The 18,038-nt window shown below is 72.5% G+C and carries 15 protein-coding genes; 5 read left to right on the plus strand and 10 right to left on the minus strand.

Going from position 1 to position 18,038, the window contains the following annotated elements; genetic code table 11:
• Window positions 1-41: 41 nt before the first annotated feature.
• From ACFV5H_RS19300 to ACFV5H_RS19320, 5 genes are read right to left on the minus strand one after another with little or no spacing between them, the layout of a single operon-like run.
• Window positions 42-974 carry a VOC family protein gene (locus ACFV5H_RS19300; RefSeq protein ID WP_385196130.1) on the minus strand — a complete coding sequence of 311 codons (933 nt, stop codon included), beginning with the start codon at window positions 972-974 and terminating at the stop codon, window positions 42-44.
• A gap of 4 nt (window positions 975-978) precedes the next feature.
• A complete protein-coding gene (locus tag ACFV5H_RS19305; protein ID WP_385196133.1) occupies window positions 979-1,977 on the minus strand; it encodes an amidohydrolase family protein in 999 nt (332 codons plus the stop codon).
• Window positions 1,974-3,104: an FAD-dependent oxidoreductase gene (locus tag ACFV5H_RS19310; RefSeq protein WP_385196135.1), complete on the minus strand. Its 1,131-nt coding sequence runs from the start codon at window positions 3,102-3,104 to the stop codon at window positions 1,974-1,976. Before ACFV5H_RS19310 ends, ACFV5H_RS19305 begins: the two co-directional genes overlap by 4 nt.
• Before the next feature lie 24 nt (window positions 3,105-3,128).
• Entirely contained in the window at window positions 3,129-4,085 is a 957-nt protein-coding gene (locus tag ACFV5H_RS19315) for a cyclase family protein (protein WP_385196138.1), read from the minus strand.
• Entirely contained in the window at window positions 4,082-5,083 is a 1,002-nt protein-coding gene (locus ACFV5H_RS19320) for a fumarylacetoacetate hydrolase family protein (RefSeq protein ID WP_385196140.1), read from the minus strand. The genes ACFV5H_RS19315 and ACFV5H_RS19320 overlap by 4 nt, the downstream gene beginning before the upstream one ends.
• Before the next feature lie 128 nt (window positions 5,084-5,211).
• Between ACFV5H_RS19320 and ACFV5H_RS19325 the strand changes: the two genes are divergently transcribed.
• A complete protein-coding gene (locus ACFV5H_RS19325; protein WP_385196142.1) occupies window positions 5,212-6,129 on the plus strand; it encodes a LysR family transcriptional regulator in 918 nt (305 codons plus the stop codon).
• Between the two features lie 161 nt (window positions 6,130-6,290).
• Here the strand turns inward: ACFV5H_RS19325 and ACFV5H_RS19330 are convergent, their stop codons facing one another.
• Window positions 6,291-8,189, minus strand: coding sequence for an NAD-binding lipoprotein (locus ACFV5H_RS19330; RefSeq protein ID WP_385196144.1), 1,899 nt, complete (start codon window positions 8,187-8,189; stop codon window positions 6,291-6,293).
• A 290-nt stretch (window positions 8,190-8,479) separates the two neighbouring features.
• Between ACFV5H_RS19330 and ACFV5H_RS19335 the strand changes: the two genes are divergently transcribed.
• Window positions 8,480-10,474, plus strand: a complete 1,995-nt coding sequence (locus tag ACFV5H_RS19335; RefSeq protein WP_385196146.1) for a flavin monoamine oxidase family protein — start codon at window positions 8,480-8,482, stop codon at window positions 10,472-10,474.
• Window positions 10,475-10,551: 77 nt separating this feature from the next.
• Here the strand turns inward: ACFV5H_RS19335 and ACFV5H_RS19340 are convergent, their stop codons facing one another.
• From ACFV5H_RS19340 to ACFV5H_RS19350, 3 genes are read right to left on the minus strand one after another with little or no spacing between them, the layout of a single operon-like run.
• Window positions 10,552-10,863, minus strand: coding sequence for an SCO4225 family membrane protein (locus ACFV5H_RS19340; protein ID WP_385196148.1), 312 nt, complete (start codon window positions 10,861-10,863; stop codon window positions 10,552-10,554).
• 37 nt (window positions 10,864-10,900) lie between these two features.
• On the minus strand, window positions 10,901-11,584 hold the full coding sequence (locus tag ACFV5H_RS19345; RefSeq protein WP_385196151.1) for a response regulator: 684 nt from the start codon (window positions 11,582-11,584) through the stop codon (window positions 10,901-10,903).
• Window positions 11,581-13,920: a sensor histidine kinase gene (locus ACFV5H_RS19350; protein WP_385196153.1), complete on the minus strand. Its 2,340-nt coding sequence runs from the start codon at window positions 13,918-13,920 to the stop codon at window positions 11,581-11,583. Before ACFV5H_RS19350 ends, ACFV5H_RS19345 begins: the two co-directional genes overlap by 4 nt.
• 240 nt (window positions 13,921-14,160) lie before the next feature.
• Here ACFV5H_RS19350 and ACFV5H_RS19355 point away from each other — a divergent pair, with 240 nt between their 5' ends.
• Window positions 14,161-14,610: a DUF5707 domain-containing protein gene (locus ACFV5H_RS19355; RefSeq protein ID WP_385196155.1), complete on the plus strand. Its 450-nt coding sequence runs from the start codon at window positions 14,161-14,163 to the stop codon at window positions 14,608-14,610.
• 653 nt (window positions 14,611-15,263) lie between these two features.
• Window positions 15,264-16,094 (plus strand): ammonia-dependent NAD(+) synthetase, encoded by an 831-nt coding sequence (gene nadE / locus ACFV5H_RS19360; RefSeq protein ID WP_385196158.1) that lies wholly within the window; start codon window positions 15,264-15,266, stop codon window positions 16,092-16,094.
• A 179-nt stretch (window positions 16,095-16,273) separates the two neighbouring features.
• On the opposite strand, the gene ACFV5H_RS19365 is transcribed toward nadE, so the two are convergent.
• Window positions 16,274-17,146 (minus strand): SGNH/GDSL hydrolase family protein, encoded by an 873-nt coding sequence (locus tag ACFV5H_RS19365; RefSeq protein ID WP_385196160.1) that lies wholly within the window; start codon window positions 17,144-17,146, stop codon window positions 16,274-16,276.
• 262 nt (window positions 17,147-17,408) lie between these two features.
• Here ACFV5H_RS19365 and ACFV5H_RS19370 point away from each other — a divergent pair, with 262 nt between their 5' ends.
• A complete protein-coding gene (locus tag ACFV5H_RS19370) occupies window positions 17,409-17,966 on the plus strand; it encodes a TetR family transcriptional regulator (RefSeq protein WP_385196162.1) in 558 nt (185 codons plus the stop codon).
• Window positions 17,967-18,038: the final 72 nt, after the last annotated feature.

The following is an 18,038-nucleotide window of genomic DNA, read 5'->3' on the forward strand; positions in this document are numbered from 1 at the left end:
CATGACAGGAACTGCCGCACCCCCGGGGTCGGCGGGGAGGATCAGACCGGCGGGGCGACGAACACGCCGCGGTCGGGGTCGTTGAACGACTCCTTGGCGACGAGCTCGTTCATCGGGTTCGCGGTGCCCCACTGGTCGGTGACCTCGGGCTGGGAGAAGTCGTAGACGTGGGGGTGCCAGGTGTCCTCGTCGAGGAGCTCCAGCTCGGTGGTGTACTCGACGGTGTTGCCGTGCGGGTCGAGGAAGTACGTGAAGGTGTTGTCCCCGGCCATGTGCCGGCCGGGGCCCCAGATCTTCTGGAACCCGGCGCGGATGACGCGGCCGGAGCCGCGCATGTACTCGTCGATGCCGCGCATCTCGAACGAGATGTGGTGCAGCGAGGTGTGCGGGCCCTTGGCCAGCGCCATCGAGTGGTGCTGGTTGCTGATCCGCATGAAGTGCATGACCTCGCCCATGTGGGGCGAGCTGAGGGTGTCCGAGAGGGCGAAGCCGAGGTGGCGCTCGTACCACTCGCGGGTCCGGTTCAGGTCGGGGGAGTTGAGGACGACGTGCGACAGCTTGACCGGGATCGACTCCTTCTCCTCGATCTTGCGGTGCTGCCGCACCTCCACGTCGGCCGAGACCTCGATGGTGCGCCCGTCGACGTCGAAGAACCGGAAGCCGTAGCCGCCGCCGGGGGTGTCGACCCTGCCCGGCTGCGAGATCAACCGCACTCCGCCGGCCAGCAGTCGCTCGGCGAGCGTGTCGACGTCGGCGGCGGACGCGGCGCCGTAGGAGACGAGGTCGAGGCGCTTCTCGTCGGCCTTGCGCAGCCGGACGACGTACTGCTCGGGGGAGCCCTCGGCGGCCAGGAAGGAGACGCCGGAGTCCTCGGCGACCTTGGTCAGGCCCCAGACGCCGGCGTAGAAGTCCAGCTGTTTGTCGTAGTCCGGCACGGCGAGGTCGACGTGCCGCAGGTGGGTGAGCAGGCGCATGGTGTCAGTCCTTCCGGAGGAGGGCGGCCGCGTTGCCGCCCCGTACGGCCTCGACGTCGGCGTCGGACAGCCGGGCCGCGCGCAGGGCGCCGACCGGGTCCTCGCTGCCCATGTCGAAGGGGAAGTCGGAGCCGAGCAGGACGCGGTCGGCCCCGGCGGCCCGTACCAACTCCCGCAGCACGTGCGGGTCGTGGACCAGGGAGTCGAAGTACAGGCGCTTCAGATAGCTGCTGGGCAGGTGGGCGCAGCCCGCGCCCGCGTCGGAACGGGCCGACCAGGCGTGGTCGGAGCGGCCGATGTGGGTGGGCAGGTAGCCGCCGCCGTGCGCGGCGACCAGCTTCAGCCCCGGATGCCGGTCCAGGACGCCCGAGAAGATCAGATGGGACAGCGCGACGGCGTTCTCGGTGGGCTGGCCGACGGTGTTGGACAGGTACCACCGGTCCAGGCGCTCGTCGAGCGTGCAGCCGAACGGGTGCAGGAACAGGATCGCCCCGGTCTCCTCCGCCCGCGTCCACAACGGCTCGTAGGCGGGGTCGGACAGCTCACGGCCCGGGGCGTGGCTGGAGATCTCCACCCCCAGCAGCCCCTGGTCCAGCGCGTGGTCCAGGGCCGCGACCGCGAGGTGCGGGTGCTGGAGCGGCACCAGTCCGAGCCCGCGCAGCCGGTCGGGGGCGGCGGCGCAGTGCGCGGCCGTCGCCTCGTTCGCGAGCCGGTACACCTTCTCCGCCGTCTCCTCGTCCGCCCAGTAGTGGTAGTGCGACGGGGAGGGGCTGACCAGCTGCACGTCCACGCCCTGCGCGTCCATCGACGCCAGGCGCACGGCGACGTCGGTCAGCTTCGGGACGCGTCGCCCCACCATGGGGCCGTTGACGGCGAGGGCGGCGGGGCCGTTGCGGCGGGCGTCCAGGGCCTTGGCCTCGGCGTGGCCGGGCAGGCCCGCCACGAGCGCCTCGATCTCGGGCAGCAGGACGTGCGCGTGCACGTCCACGGTCGGCGTCGTCACGGCAGCTCCCGGAGCATCGTCATGGTGCGGGCCATCAGACCCGGGACATCGGCGTCGCGAACGCCGTCCAGCTGCCACTGCCCGATCTGCACGGACGCCTCGACGACCGGCCGGACACGGCTGATCCGCCGCTCGTAGAACGCCTGGAGCAGCGCGTCGTCCCAGGTGTCGGCGCCCGTCAGCATCTGCGCCAGCACCCAGGCGTCCTCCAGGGACAGCGCGGCGCCCTGGGCGAGGGTGGGCGGGCAGCAGTGGGCGGCGTCACCGATCAGCACGACGCGGCCGCGGTGCCAGGACCCCTCGACCAGCATCCGGTCGAACCAGGTGTAGTTGACCTGCGCGGGATCGGTGATGTGCTCGGTGATCTCCGGCCAGGAACCGCCGTACGCGGAGGCCAGGCGGCGCATCTCGTCGGCGTACGACTCCGCCGGTACGGTCGCCCGGTCGCGGTTGGCCTCGACGACGTACGCGTAGATCGTCGTGTCGCTGGTGGGGCAGTAGCCGGCGATGTAGGCGGGGCCGCCGTAGGCGAGGTCGGTGCGGGTCACGCCGGCCGGGCGGGGCGCGGCGATGCGCCAGATGGCCATGCCGGTCGGCTCGGGCCGGTCCGGGACGCCGATGGCGGCGCGGGTGGCGGAGCCGAGGCCGTCGGCCGCGATCACCAGGTCGTACCGGCCCTCGGTGCCGTCGGTGAAGCGCACGGTCACGCCGTCGGCGTCCTGGTCCAGGGACTCGGCCCGGGTGCCCAGCCGCACGCGGGCGCCGCTGTCGCGGACGGCGTCGATGAGGATCCGCTGGAGCTGCGGGCGCTGCATGCCGACGGTGGCGGGCAGGTCGTCGCCGCCGGTGCGCAGGTCGTCCTGGACGTGCAGGACGGTCCCGTCGGGGGCGGTGATGCCGACGGAGCCGAAACCGAAGCCGGACGCCTCGGCCTGCTTCCACACGCCCAGTTCGCGCAGGACCCGCAGGGCGTTGCCCTGGAGGGTGATGCCGGAGCCGGCGGTGGCGTTCCAGTCGTCCTTCGCCTCGACGAGGTCCACCGTCAGGCCGGACCGGCGCAGCAGGATCGTCACGGCGTTGCCGGCCGCGCCACCGCCGATCACCAGGACCGTACGGGCATTGCTCATGAGGGAACTCCCTTGTTCCTCGGGTTACTTGACGGCGATCGGGTTGACGGGGGAGCCGACGGCGCCGGTGATGGGCAGCGGTGCGGCGGTCAGCCAGAAGTCGTACCGGCCGTCGGCCGCGCAGTCCTCGGCCAGCGACTCCAGGTCCCACATCTCGCCGATGAGCAGACCGGTGTTGGGGATGACGACCTGGTGCAGCGGCTGGAAGGCGTGCTCGAACTCGTTGGGCCGCACCTCGAAGCCCCAGGTGTCGGTGGCGATCGCGGCGATCTCGGTGCCGTGCAGCCAGCCGGCCGTGGTGAAGGAGAGCCCGGGCGCGGGCCCGCCCGCGTAGTCGCCCCAGCCGTCGCGGCGGACCCGGGCGAGCTGCCCGGTGCGCACCAGCACGATGTCGCCCCGGCTGACGGTCACACCGTGGGCCTCGGCGGTCGCCGTCAGATGCTCCTCGGCGATCGGGAAGCCGTCGGGCAGCTCTCCGTCCTCCCCGATCACGCGGCCCACGTCGAGCAGCACACCGCGTCCGGCGACGTGCGGGGCCATGTGCTCGATGCCGGTGACCAGATCGCCGTCGGAGGTGACGACCTTCTCGGCCGGACGCCCGTTCCACGCCTTGCCGTGGTCGAAGATGTGCCCGAGGCCGTCCCACTGGGTGGAGCACTGCAACGGCATCGCGATCACGTCGTCGGCGCCGCCGATGCCGTGCGGGAAGCCCTGGTTGCCGAGGGCGGCGTCGGTGCCGGTGTCCAGCATGGTGTGCACCGGGTTGGTACGCCGCCGCCAGCCCTTCTGCGGGCCGTTCATGTCGAACCGCTGGGAGAGCGAGAAACTGACGCCCCGCCGCACCAGCGCCGCGCCCTCGCGGCGCTTGCCCTCGTCCAGGAAGTTGAGGGTGCCGAGCCGGTCGTCCTCGCCCCAGCGTCCCCAGTTGGAGTACGCCTCGGCGGCCTCGGCGATCGCGCCCTCGGGGTCGTGGCGGTTCACGCGGCGCCCTCCGCGACACAACGGGTGCGCTGGACCCCGAGACCGGTGACCGTACCCTCCATGACATCGCCGTCGCGCAGCAGCCGCCCCCAGTGCATGCCGTTGCCGGCCGGACTCCCGGTCAGCACCAGATCCCCGGGGAGCAGCCGCGCCGTCTGCGAGGCGTACGCCACCATGCGCGCCACGCCGAAGATCATGTCCCTGGTGGACTCGTCCTGCATGGTCTCGCCGTTCAGCTTCAGCGTGACCCGCAGGTCGCCGGGGTCCGCGATCGACTCGGCGGGCACGATCCACGGGCCGAGCGGGGTGAAGCCGGGCGCGTTCTTGCTGCGCAGCCAGTCGGTGCCGATCTGCGGCATGTCCCGGCGGAAGACGGTGGCGCGGTCGGTGAGGTCGTTGGCGATCGTGTACCCCGCCACGTGGTCCAGCGCCTCCTCCACGGAGACCCGGTGGGCGGGCCGGCCGATCACGACCGCCAGCTCCAGCTCCCAGTCCGGCTGCTCGGCCCATGCGGGGAGGACGACGTCGTCGTAGGGGCCGGTGATCGCGCTCGGCAGGCCGATGAACACGTACGGGAGGTCCTCGGCCGCCCGCCGGTCCATGATCTCCGCCGCCTCGGCCCGCCGCTCCTCCTCCGGGCGGTCGTCACCCGGAGCCCGGTGCGCGACATGGAGGTCGATGACGTGCTGCCGGTAGTTCGCCCCCGACTGCAGCACCTGACGCGGCTCGACCGGCGCGTGCACCCGGAAGTCCGCCAGCGGCCTGCGCTCCGGCCCGCCGTCGGCGGCCAGCGTCCGCAGCCGCGGCAGCGCCGGCTCCCAGCTCTCCAGGAGGCTCCGGGTGGTCAGCCGGTCGTCGTCGAAGGCCACGCGCAGGTCGAGTACCTGGGCGTCAGGCGTGACGAGGGCAGGGAAGGCCGGCCGGTCCGGGGCCGACAGGGTGCCGAGGGCGAAGGGTCCTGCGAACAGCGCGGACGAGGGTGCAGGTTTCACGGACATGTCCTCCTGATTGCGGTGCCACTAATCTGGACCCGCCACCCGCGATCAGGGAAATCGATTCTGTGGATAACCGTCATCCATGGTGTTTATTGCTCCTGGTTTCGTCGCCGCACCGCAAGGGGAAGACCGTGAACCTGGCCCGCCTCGACCTCAACCTCGTCGTCGCCCTGCGCGCCCTCCTGGAGGAGCGCAACGTCACCCGGGCCGGACAGCGCATCGGCCTCAGCCAGCCCGCCATGAGCGCCGCCCTGGCCCGCCTGCGCCGCCACTTCGACGACGCCCTCCTCGACCGCGTCGGCGGCCACTACGAGCTCACCGCCCTCGGCCAGGTCCTCCTCGACCGCACCTCCACCGCCTACGACGTGCTGGAACGCCTCTTCTCCAGCCAGGCCGACTTCGACCCGGCGAAGGAGAACCGCGAGTTCAAACTCGTGGCCTCCGACTACGCCGTGGCCGTCTTCGGCGCCGAACTCGCCCGCGTCGTCCACGAGGAGGCCCCCGGCATCCGGCTGCGCTTCACCCAGACGCCCCCGACCGTGGTCGACGACACCGCCACCCTGCTCAGCGCCACCGACGGCCTCCTGATGCCGCACGGCATCATCAGCGGCTTCCCCGCCACCCACCTCTACGACGACCACTGGGTCCTCCTCGTCGCCGCCGACCACCCGGACGTCGACGACCGGCTCACCCGGCGGGACCTGGCCCGGCTGCCGTGGGTGACGTACCAGCGCACGTACGACGCCCCCGCGGTGCGCCAGCTCGGCATGCTCGGCATCGAGCCGCGCGTGGAGGTCTCCGTCGACGGCTTCCAGCTGCTGCCCCTGATGATCGCCGGCACCCGGCGCATCGCCCTCATCCAGGCGCGCCTGGCCAGACTGCTGACACCGGTCGCCGCGGTGCGGCTGATGGCACCGCCGTACGAGGCCGTGCCCCTGCGGGAAGCCCTTTGGTGGCACCCGGTGCACACCCACGACGCCGCCCACATCTGGCTGCGCGACATGGCCGCGCGGGTCGGGGCGCGCATGCCACCGGTCCCCGGCGAGTGAGGGGTGGACGCGTTCCGGGGCGCACACGGCCACGGCGTCACCGGCTCGCGGGGAGCCGGTGACGCCGCTCACGGGGAGGGCCTGCACGCGCCCTCCGGCGGCCCGGTGCTCCTGGCCCGCAGGCCTGTCCCCGCCCTGAAGCAGCCGAGCGGAACCGTCCGTCAGTCCTTGCCGATGACGACCACCTCGTCCGCGGCCGTCCACCGGCGCCGCTCGGCTTTGGGCGGGTTGACCCGCACCTCGTGTCCGGGACCCGTCGACGAGCCGTCGTGGCTCCGGTAACCGATGGCGCACTCGCCGCGATGACGTGCCGCGGCGACGACCGTGGCGAAGGACGTCTCACACCCGGGCAGTACGTAGTCGGTGGCAGGCCGCAGACGGACCCCGGTGCCGTCGGCGGAGAACAGTTCCTCGAACACCGCCGCCAGGTGACGGTTCTGGGAGATCTGCGCCATGAGCAGGCCGATGAGCTTGCCACTGATGATCACGTCGGCTCCGGGACTGATGGGGGCCAGCGCCCGGTTGCGGTCGTCGATCAGCTCGGTGACGACCGGCAGTTCGCGCCCGGTGGCCTCCTCCAGTTGGCGCAGCAGCAGGAGGGTGACGAGCGTGCGGTTGTCCGGTTCGTCCGGCGGCTGTCCGGGAGCGGGGTCCCGGCCGAGCACGATCACGCTGTCGTAGGAGTGGACGTCCAGACGTCGCAGGGTCTCGGGGCGGGTGACGTCCCCGTGGTGCAGTGTCAGGGCCAGGCCGGTGCCGCCGTGCGCGTCGGCCTCGTCCACCTGCCGGACCGTCGCCTCGTCACCGTCCGCCACCACGTCGACGGCGGATCCGGGCCTGGCACGGCGGCGCAACTGGTCGATCATGAGCGGCGCCCGGCGGTTCCAGCCCAGCAGGAGAACCCGCTCCGCTCGCGCGGGTGCCGGCGGCCCGGACGCCATCGCCCCCTTCTCGACCAGCTCCGCGCAGTCGCCGAGCCAGGCCGTGTCGTCGTCACGGGAGATGACGACGAGCAGGTCGTCCGGGGCCAGGAGCGTCTGCTCCGGCGGGTTGAGCAGGGGAGTGCCCGAGCGCACCATCCCGACGACGCTCGACGTCGGGTAGGACAGCAGCGCGTCGCCGAACGGCCGCCCGGCCAGGGCCGGTTCGGCGATCAGGTAGAACTCGTCGCCGGCGAAGTCGAGGAGTTCCCGGTGGACCAGGGAGAGCCCGGGGCGGCGCGCGGCCTGGACGACCAGCCGGGCGGTGACGGTGTCGCTCTCCAGGACGACGCCGCCCGGCCCGGCGGCGAGACGGGCGGCCAGGCGGTAGCGGTCGTCCCGGACGGCGGCGACGACGGGCGGAAGGGCGGCCTCCCCGGGCAGGGCCGCCCTGAGCGCCAGCAGTGTCTTGACCACCTCGGCGTCGGCGTCCGGCTCGTCGTGCGGCATCACCAGCACGACACCGGCCGTCTCCGGGCTGGTCAGGCCGATCACGGCCGGGTCGGTGGTGGGACCGCTGCGGCAGATCAGCCGCGTACGGCCGCCGGGCCCCACCTTCGTGCCCAGGGCCTCCTCCATGGCGGTCTTGTCCCGGTCGGCCAGCACGGCCACCGCCGCCCGCCGCTGGTTGGCGTTGGCGGCCACCAGCTCGCCCACCACCGTGAAGACCTGCTCCGACCACCCCAGGACCACGGCGTGCCCCTGTTCGAGCACCGTGGAACGGCCCCGGCGCAACGCGGTGAGCCGCTCCGTCAGCGCCGTCGTGATCAGACCGACCAGGGTCGAGACGTACAGCAGGGCGACCAGTGCGAGCAGCAGCGACAACGTCACCCGCAGCGGCGTACCCGTCGAACCGCCCAGCCGCAGTGTCTCCCCGGTCAGGCGCCACACCTGCGCGAACCGGTCCGTCAGGGACGCCGGCGCGTCGGGGTCGGTCCACACCAGCACCGCACTGGCCGGGACGACGACGGCCAGACACAACAGCGCCATCCAGCCGACGAGGGCGGAGGCACCGCGGGTCAGCGTGCTGTCGAACCAGTAACGGGCCCTGTCGCCGAACCGAGCGCGCGGCTGCGCCACCCTTCCCCCCTTGGTCGCCCCGCACTCCTGCGGGCCCGGGACGACGCCGCGTACGCGACGCGCCGCGCGAGCCCGCCGGAGAGCACGGATGTGGATACGCACCTGGCAGTGTGCGGGAAAGATCGCGACGGCATCGCGGGGTCGCCCGGCATTCATTCCTTCGGGTTCCCCGGGCCGTCCGCACCGGCCGGCCCGCCGTGACGTCAGGGTTCGCCGCCGCTTCGCTCCTTCGGGTCAACTCCGGGACGAAAGAGGGGCGTCCGGTCACAGCCGCCAGTACAAAGACCGCCATGACTGAAGATCACGCGGTGGTGCGCTCGGACGGCGGCTTCTCCCGGAGGAGCTTCACGGCGGCGGCCGGCACGGCCACACTGGCGACGGCCCTGACCGGCGGTGCCGCCGCGGCCCTGCCCGCACCGGCCGCCCCGGGCGGGAGCCGCGGCCCCGACTTCGACCGGTGCCTCGCCGTCGCCCGCGCACTGCTCGTCCTGGACTCCGACGACCACCCCCTCGTCCCGCGTTACCGGCGCGTCCTCCAGGAGGGACTGCCGGCACGCCGGCGGACCCGCCCCAGGGACGTCCTGATCATCGGCGCCGGTCCGGCCGGACTGGTGGCCGCCTGGCTGCTGAAGAGGGCCGGCCACCGGGTGACGGTGCTGGAGGCCAACGGCAACCGCGCGGGCGGACGCATCAAGACCTTCCGCAACGGCGGTCACGAACACGCCGGACAGCCCTTCGCCGACCCCCGGCAGTACGCCGAGGCGGGCGCGATGCGCATCCCCGGCAGCCATCCCCTGGTGATGGAGCTGATCGACCGGTTCGACCTGAAGAAGCGGCGCTTCCACTACGTCGACGTCGACACCGAGGGACGCCCCGCCCACCGCACCTGGATCCACGTCAACGGCATCCGCGTACGGCGTGCCGACTACGCCCGCGCGCCCCGGCGCGTGAACCGGTCCTTCGGCGTCCCCCGGGCCCACTGGGACACCCCCGCCGCCGCCATCCTGCGCTCCGTACTGGACCCGGTGCGCGACGAGTTCAGTCACGTCGACCGCGACGGCAAACGGGTCGGCAAACCGCTCCCCGAGCAGTTGAAGGGCTGGGCCCGCGTGGTGCAGCGGTTCGGCGACTGGTCGATGTTCCGCTTCCTGACCGAGCACGCCGGCCTCGACGAGCGGACCATCGACCTGATCGGCACCCTGGAGAACCTCACCTCCCGCCTCCCGCTGTCCTTCATCCACAGCTTCATCGGCTCCTCCCTCATCAGCCCCGACACGCCCTTCTACGAGCTGGAGGGCGGCACGGCCGTACTGCCGGACGCCCTGCTGGAACGCGTGCGCAAGGAGGTGCGGTTCGACCGCCGTGTCACGCGCATCGAGTACCACCACCCCGACCGCGCCTCGTCGGACACCGAGCACGTCCGGGGCAAGGGACCGCACGTGTGGGTGGACACCGTGTCCGAGGGCCGTGACGGGCCCGTCGTGCGCGAGCAGTTCACCGCGGACGCCGCCGTGGTGACGGTGCCGTTCTCCGGACTGCGCCACGTGCAGATCGAGCCGCCCATGTCGTACGGCAAGCGCCGCGCCGTGTGCGAGCTGCACTACGACAGCGCGACCAAGGTGCTGCTGGAGTTCAGCCGCCGCTGGTGGGAGTTCGGCGAGGCCGACTGGAAGCGCGAGCTGAACGCCGTCGAGCCGGGCCTGTACGACGCCTACCGCACCGGCCGCGCCACCGCGGACGGCAGCCTGCTCGGCGCCCACCCCTCGGTGCCCGACGGGCACATCTCAGCGGGTCAGCGCACCCACTACGCCGCCAACCGCGCGCTGATGCGCGACCAGCCGGAGGCGGCCGACGTCGTGGGAGGCGGATCGGTGTCGGACAACGCCAACCGGTTCATGTTCCACCCCTCCCACCCGGTTCCGGGCAGCGCGGGGGGCGTGGTCCTGGCGTCCTACAGCTGGGCGGACGACGCGCTGCGCTGGGACTCCCTGGACGACGAGGCACGGTACCCGCACGCCCTGTGCGGCCTCCAGCAGGTCTACGGCCGGCGCATCGAGGTCTTCTACACCGGCGCGGGCCGCACGCAGAGCTGGCTGCGCGACCCCTACGCCTACGGGGAGGCGTCCGTGCTCCTGCCCGGGCAGCACACGGAGCTGCTGCCCGCCATCCCCGTACGCGAAGGGCCGTTGCACTTCGCCGGGGACCACACGTCCGTCAAGCCGGCGTGGATCGAGGGAGCCGTGGAGTCCGCCGTGCGTGCCGCCCTGGAGATCCACACGGCATGAGCCCGGCGGCCCCCTGAACCACGACGCGGGCGCGGGCCGCGGCGCACCGGCGCCGCGGCCCGCGGTGGCGTCCGCCGTCAGGATGCCGGGTCCGGGTTGTTCCCGCGGCGCAGTACGCGGGCGCACCAGCCGATGACCATGGCGTTGACCAGTGCTCCGAGGAGGATGGAGAGCAGGAACGTCGTGTCGGCTTCGGGCAGGAGGAACAGCAGTACGATGCTGCTCGGGGCGGTGGCGAACAGGGGGACGACGGCCGCCATGGTCTCGTCGGAGGCGGTCACGATCGCCCATCCGAGCAGCAGTGCACAGCCCGTCAGGTAGATGCGGGCGGCGGTGCCGAGGAAGGTTCGGCGCACGCCGCGCAGGACGGACAGACCTGGGCGGGGCATGGTGGTGGGCTCCTGGAGGGTGATGGCCGCTGGGCTGTCAGGCGGGGGAGTGGGGCGGGTTGGGGTGGGCGAGGCCGAGGTCGTAGGCGAGGATCGTCGCCTGGACCCGGTCGCGTAGTCCGAGCTTGCGGAGCAGCGCGTTGACATGGGACTTCACCGTGCCGACGGTGATGCCGAGATGTTGGGCGATCTCCGTGTTGGTGAGTCCCGCGGCGATCAGGCCGAGGACGTCGCGCTCGCGGCCGGTCAGGCTGTTCAGCTCACGGGGAGTGCCGCCGCCCGGAATCGCGGTGCTCGGCCTGGAGGCGTAGTGGCCGATGAGCCGGCGGGTGGCGGACGGGGCGAGGACGCTCTCGCCGGAGGCCACCACCCGGATGCCGTTCAGCAGTTCACCGGGGTGTACGTCCTTGAGGAGGAAACCGGAGGCGCCGGCGCGCAGCGCGTCGAACACGTACGCGTCGAGGTCGAAGGTGGTCAGCACCAGGACACGGGGTGCGTCGGGACGTCCGGTGATGATCCGGGTGGCGGCGATGCCGTCCAGTTCGGGCATGCGGACGTCCATGAGGACCACGTCGGGTGCCAGTTCCCCGGCGAGCCGTACCGCCTCGGCGCCGTCGGCGGCCTCGCCGACGACCGTCATGTCCTCCTCGGCGTCGATCACGGCGGCGAACCCCGCCCGTACGATGCCCTGGTCGTCGACGACCAGCACCCTGAGGCTCATCGTTGTCCCTCCTCGTCGTCCTGCGGTGCGGCCGGTGCCGCGGTCAGCGGCAGCAGGACGCGTACCGGACCCGACGGGCCGGCGGTGACCGTCCCGCCGGCCATCGCGACCTGCGCCGACAACTGCCGGCACAGGGCGGAACGTACGGTGTCCGGAACGCCGATCGCCGTGATCGTCAACGCGGCGTCGTCCGCGTCGAGTTCCACCGCCATCGGCTCCTCGCCGCCGGCCGCGAGCACCGTTTCGCAGGCATGGTAGGCAGCCAGGTCCACGGCGGTGGGCAGCCGTCTCGGTATCCGGTCGGTCAGCCGTATCCCGACGTCGCGGCCGGTGGCCCGGATCTGATGGCCGAGGAGGTCGAGGGCCTGCAGGGTGGGCTGCGGCCGCAGCGCGGGCATGGCCTCGGCGTCCCGGACCGTGTCGAGCAGGGCGCGCATCGCGGCGAGGGCCTCGCGGGCGCGTTCGGCGACCTCGTCGAGCCGGCCCGCCTCGGCCTGCGCGACCATGTCGGCGGTCCGCGCCAGCACGGTGGTCTCCAGTCCGGTGGCGATCCGGCGGCGCTCGGCCCAGGCGTCCCGTACCGCCTCCTCGGTCCAGGCCGCGAGATGTTCCGCCTGCGCACTGCGGGCGGCCCGGCGGTGACGCCCGCGCAGGATCCCGGCCCACCACGCCGCGCCGACCACCAGGGCCGTCTGGGCGGTCGCCGCCGAGGCGGCGGCCCAGACGGGGAAGGACGTGCCGCGGTGCACCAGCGCGGCGGTCGTGGCCGCCGCGTGCACCACCACGGCCACGGCCGGGCCGGTCCACGCGGGCGGGCGCGGGCGGCCGTCGGCGACGGACGGACCGGCGGCGGCCGTGCGGGCCGCGACGGAGACGACCACCGCGCAGGTGGCGGCCGTGCTCAGCAGCGGAGGCAGGAGCACCCACCCGCTGTACCCACCCACCGCCATCGCCACCGGCCAGAGCAGAGCCAGAGCGAGTACGACGCCCAGGGTGGCGCCGGGCGCCCGGCGCCGCCACAGCAGTGCGAGCGCCTGCCCCGCGGCCAGCAGTGCGAAGAGCACACCTACCGACACCCCCGGACCGGTCGACGCGGATTCCGCCCGTATCAGCAGGGAGGGGAACAGCGGTTGCAGGACGAGACCGGTCGCGGCCGTCACCTGCGCCAGGCGGTACTGCCACGGCACCGACCGCTTCACCGAGGCGGCGGCGACCCGGCCGGGCAGGACCGCGCTCACCTCCCAGCCGCCCTCCGCCGTCGGGCCGCTGGCCAGGGTGCCGCCGGCCTCCCGGGCCCGCGACCGCATAAAGCCCTGGCCGCGCCCCGAGCCGAGGCCGGCGCCGTGCGCCGGCGAACCGGCCGGCGGTGCGGCGCTCGTGACGACGACCTCCGTACGGGCGTCGCCGTACCGGCACGTCACGGTGGTGCGCGCACCGGGTGCGTGCCGCGCCGCATTGGTCAGCGCCTCGCGCACGATGCCGTACGCCGCGTCCGCGACGGCACCGTCCGGCAGCGCGTCGATCTCGCACTCCACGTGCCGGCCGAGCCGGGAGAATCCGGCGACCAGACCCAGCATCCTTTCCCTGGGCGACGGTTGCTGTTCCCGTGAGAGGGCCGGTGCCCGCACCGCGCCGAGCGCCCGGGTGACCTCACGGCCCGTCCCGGCGGCGAACCGAAGGGCTTCGTCGGCCAGTTCGGGGCGACGGTCGCGCAGTCCGAGCGCCGCACCCGCCGTGACGACCACGGCCGTCAGATGGTGGGCGCTGACGTCGTGCAACTCCCGTTCCATCCGCTGCCGTTCGACCGCCGGGAGCCGGTGACGCTCGATCTCGGCCCGCTTCAGCCGCTGCTCGGCGGCCTGCCGCGCCAGCCGGCTGCGCCGTGCCAGCATTCCGGCGGCGGACGCGGCGGCGTACAGCACGGCCGTCAGGACGAGGTCGAGTCCGTCGCGGTCGCTGAGGCCGTGCAGGGTGATGCTGTACAGGGACTGCCAGAGGGCGAGCGTCATCACGCACAACAGAGCGGTGAAGGTGTCGCGTTCGCCGGCCACGGTGAACAGGGCCAGGGCCACACCCGCTGTCCCCAGCACCGCCATGGCGCCGGTGGGCAGGGGACCGGCTCCCAGCGCACAGGCGGCGGCGACCAGGACAAGGGCGATCACCGGCTTGGAACGGCGCAGCGAAAGCGCGGCCGTCACCAGCCCGGCGACGAGGGCCGCCACGAGAAGATCGGCCCCCGCCGGAACGCTCCCACGGATCACGTCCGCCCCCGGCCACACCGCGGCCTGGGCGCCGAGCAGCACCAGTGGCAGGAGCCGGTCATCGGTTCTCTTCATAAGAGATCAAGGTTATGGCCGCAGGTGAGCGGTTGTCCTCGGGCTCGAGGCGGACCCCGTTCTCTTACCTGGGGTGCAGAGGCTGCACCCGCGGTTCGACGCTGCAATCGTCCCGCGGCGGGAGGATCGGGCGGTGCTCCCGGCCATAGTCTCGATCACATCGGGAAAGCGGCCGACCGACCGGCGGTTCCTGAGCTTTCCCGCCCGTCGAAACTCCACTCGCAAGCAGGGGGATCCCTCATGTCCAAGCGCGTTCTCGTCCCGTCCGTCATCGGCCTCGTCACCCTCGGTGCCCTCGCCGCCGGCGGCTACGCCATGGCCTCCACCGACACGGAGCCGACCGTGGAGAACGGCTCCGCCGGTTACGTCGCCCCGTCCCGGAAGAGCGAGGGGAAGCTCTCGTTCACCGCGGACGTCAGCGACGACTCCGGTGTCCGCGAGGTCAGGGTCGTCGCGTGGCCGGCGAGCTCCGAGCTCGACCCGACCGAGGCGGAGATGCGGTACGTGGACAAGGCCGAGTGCCGCGACACCTCGGACGGGACGTCCCGCTGCGCCTACACGCTGAAGGTGACGCGGCAGGACGCGGCCGACCTGGCGGAAGGCGCCTGGTACGTGTCGGTGCTGGTGACGGCGGAGGACGGCGACACGACGTTCGTGCCCCGCGCGGCCACGTTCGACGTCACCCGCTGACCTCTCTGTCACCGGGGCCGGACGCCTCCGGGCGTCACGGCCGTGCCCCTGCCCGGCGAGGCAGACGCGGCACCCCGCCACCATCGCCGCGGTGGCGGGGTGCCGACGCGGTCGTGCGGCACACGAGACGGCCGCACGGGGCGCCCCTCATGAACGGTGCTGCTCCGCGGCACCACGCCCCACGAAAGGACGTTCCGCCGATGAAGCGTTCCACCCCGCGCATCTCGCTCGCCAGGTCGCCGGGCTCTTCGCGGCATCCAGCGCCCGCCGATCCTGCGGCGACCCGCCGGCGCTCGACCGATCCGCGGTCGGTCCGGCCCCGGCTGCGAACGCGGGGCTCCCCTCGGGAGCCCTCACCTCGGTGTCCGCAGACCTTCCCGCACCGTGGCACGCCGTGGCACTCTCAACGCCAGTAGCCGATGAACCAGGCGACAGGACGAGGGCGGCCCGTCCACGGCTCGCACGCCACGATCGCGTCGGTGGAGACGACATCGGTGGTGACGACCTGCTCGAACCGCCCGATAGAGACGTCGTGGCGGGCAGGTTCGCCGACCGGGGCGCCGGTGGACAGTCCCTCCCGTCGGGATTCCCCGGAGAGCTCCGGGGTAGCAGGGGAGGCGACAGCACATCGTGAGCCGGAACGAGGAGCAGACGTGAGTGAGCCGGCGTCCATCGCCCTGCAGAAGGAGATCGCCCGGGAACTGGGGGTCGCCGAGGTCTTCGAGGCCGAGCGCGAGATCGAGCGTCGGGTGGCCTTTCTCGCCGAGCGGCTGACTTCCACCGGTCTGCGTGCCCTCGTGCTCGGTATCAGCGGTGGCATCGACTCCACCGCCGCGGGCCGACTGTGCCAGCTCGCCGTCGAACGGGCGCGGGCCGGCGGACACGAAGCACGGTTCTACGCGATGCGCCTGCCCTACGGGGTCCAGGCCGACGAGCACGACGCCCAGCTCGCGCTCTCCTTCATCCGGGCCGACCACGTGCTGACCGTGGACATCAAGCCCGCCGGCGACGCCGCGCTCGAGGCCACGCTGGCCGCCGGGGTGAGCTTCCGCGACGCCCACCACCAGGACTTCGTGCACGGCAACATCAAGGCGCGCCAGCGCATGATCGCCCAGTACGCGGTGGCCGGCGCGTACGGCGGCCTGGTCGTCGGCACGGACCAGGCCGCCGAGGCGGTCTCCGGGTTCTTCACCAAGTTCGGCGACGGCGCCGCCGACCTGGTCCCGCTGGCCGGCCTGACCAAGCGCCGGGTGCGCGCCGTCGCGGACGCGCTGGGCGCACCCGCCGCGCTGGTGTGGAAGATTCCGACGGCCGATCTGGAGAGCCTCGACGCGGGCAAGGCCGACGAGGACGCGCTCGGAGTGACTTACGACGTCATCGACGACTTCCTGGAGGGCAAGCCGGTGGACGAGCAGGCCTTCGAAACGATCGTCCGCCGCTACCGCCTCACCGACCACAAGCGCCGGCTGCCCATCACCCCCTGACCAGGCGGCGGTGTCCCCCGGATCGCGTCCTGGCGCGTTCGTCACCAGGGGTGAGCGAGCGAGTGCCCCGCCGGGACGGTGACGTTCGGGAGAGGCGGTGGAGGCCACGACCCGTGCCCGGCCGAGGCCATGGCCAGGCACCCCTCGACGCGGTCGTCGAGGGGCGAGGCGCGCCGCCGTCAGCTCAGGCCGAGGACGCTCATGGTGTGCTCGGCCATGCGCCGCTCTCCGAGGGCGTTGGGATGGACGGGTACGAGGCTGCCGCCGAAGAGGAGAGGCTCGATCCAGCGGGTCCCGCCGGGCTTGCACGCGTCATGGCCCTCGGAGATCCGGGAGAAGTCCACAAAGGTGGCACCGGTCTCTTCGCTGGCGCGTTCGACGGCCGCGTTGAGGTGCGCCTGTATACCGCGCAGGTACGGCACGTCACCGGCGGCGATCGGAAGCTTCACGAAGCAGGAGGGATCGGCCTCGGCCGGTGTGATCCACGGGTAACCCAGGACCGCCACGCGGGCGTCGGGGGCCTTGGCGCGAACGGCCTGGAGGGCGGTCTTCAGCGCGGGGTAGGTGTTCGCGTCGATCTGGTCGGTGAAGGAGGAGCCGTGCCGGTCCTTGCAGGGGCTGCCCTTGCCTCCGCTGAGGACGCCCGCGGTACCGCAGGCCGTGATGGCGTTGATGAAGGTGCCGTTGTCGTTGCCGCCGATCGTCAGCGTCACCAGGTCGGTGCCCGCACCGAGCGCGTTCACCTGGGGTCCGACCCCGGGGTACTGCGATGTGGTGAAGTCCTTTGTCTGGGCGGCGCCGCAGGTCACGTCCTTCAGGTGGGCGCCCGTACGGCCGGCGATCACATGAGGGTAGTTCGCGGTGGAGCGCAGGCACAGCAGGTTGGTGGGATCCACGGGCAGCACGCCCGAGCCGGCGCTGTAGCTGTCGCCGAGGGCGACGTAGTCCAGTGACGCGGAGGCGTGTGCGGTGCCGCCCGTGAGGCTGAGGGCGAGCGCACTGACGAGTGCGGATGATGTGGTCATGACATTCCGCAGGACGTGCTTCGGCATGTGATCCCTCTTCTCGGGGCGGAGCGGTGGGGCGGCGGCCGGCAGGGCGTGCCGTTGGTGCGAACGGAGCGGTTCGAGCGTGGGGGAGTGCTGGGGCGTGTCATTACCGAGCAGTTCTACCGTCAGGTAATGTGCAGGCCCTCCGACGGGGAGTCAACATTGTTGACCGGACTTCTTGAAACGCTTACGAAAGATTCCCGGCTCCCCCCGCAGACGCGCGAACCCGCAGTTGCGAAGCGCCGGAACCCCTATCCTGTCCCGCATGCTGCAGACCGGCTCCAGTGTCACGACCCGCGAGGCCATCCACTCCGCCGCTGCCCGGCTCTTCCGGGAACAGGGCTTCTCCCGGACCACCGTCCGCCGGATCGCGGCGGCGGCCGGCACGGACCCCGCACTGGTGATCCGTCATTTCAAGAGCAAAGAACTCCTGTTCCTGGAGACGATGCACCTGACGATCGATGACGAACCGCTGCTCGACGTGCCACTGGAACACCTGGGAGACCGGCTTGCCGGACTTCTCGTCGAGCTCGGCGGTTCCGCGCGGGGCGTCTTCCTGGCCCTGGTGCACAGCAGCGGCGAACCGCAGATCCGCGAACGTCTGCGCGATACGCACGAGCAACTCTTCGTCGCACCGCTGCGCCGTCGCCTGTCCGGCCCCGACGCCGACGTCCGCGCGCGCATGGCAGCCGCCTTGGCGGGGGGCCTGCTGTACGCACTGTGGGTGGTCGGGGACGAGGGGCTGCTCCGGATGGACCGTACGGAACTGGTGTCACGGTACGGCGCACTGTTCCAAGGGGTCCTGACTCCGCCGAACCGCTGATGCCGTCGCGGTCCGCCCTGTGACGACGCACGGGCTCCGTACCATCGGCTTGTTCCTCCGGGGCGCCGCGGG

It is taken from the genome of Streptomyces sp. NPDC059787 (assembly GCF_042732315.1).
GTDB lineage: Bacteria > Actinomycetota > Actinomycetes > Streptomycetales > Streptomycetaceae > Streptomyces > Streptomyces atrovirens.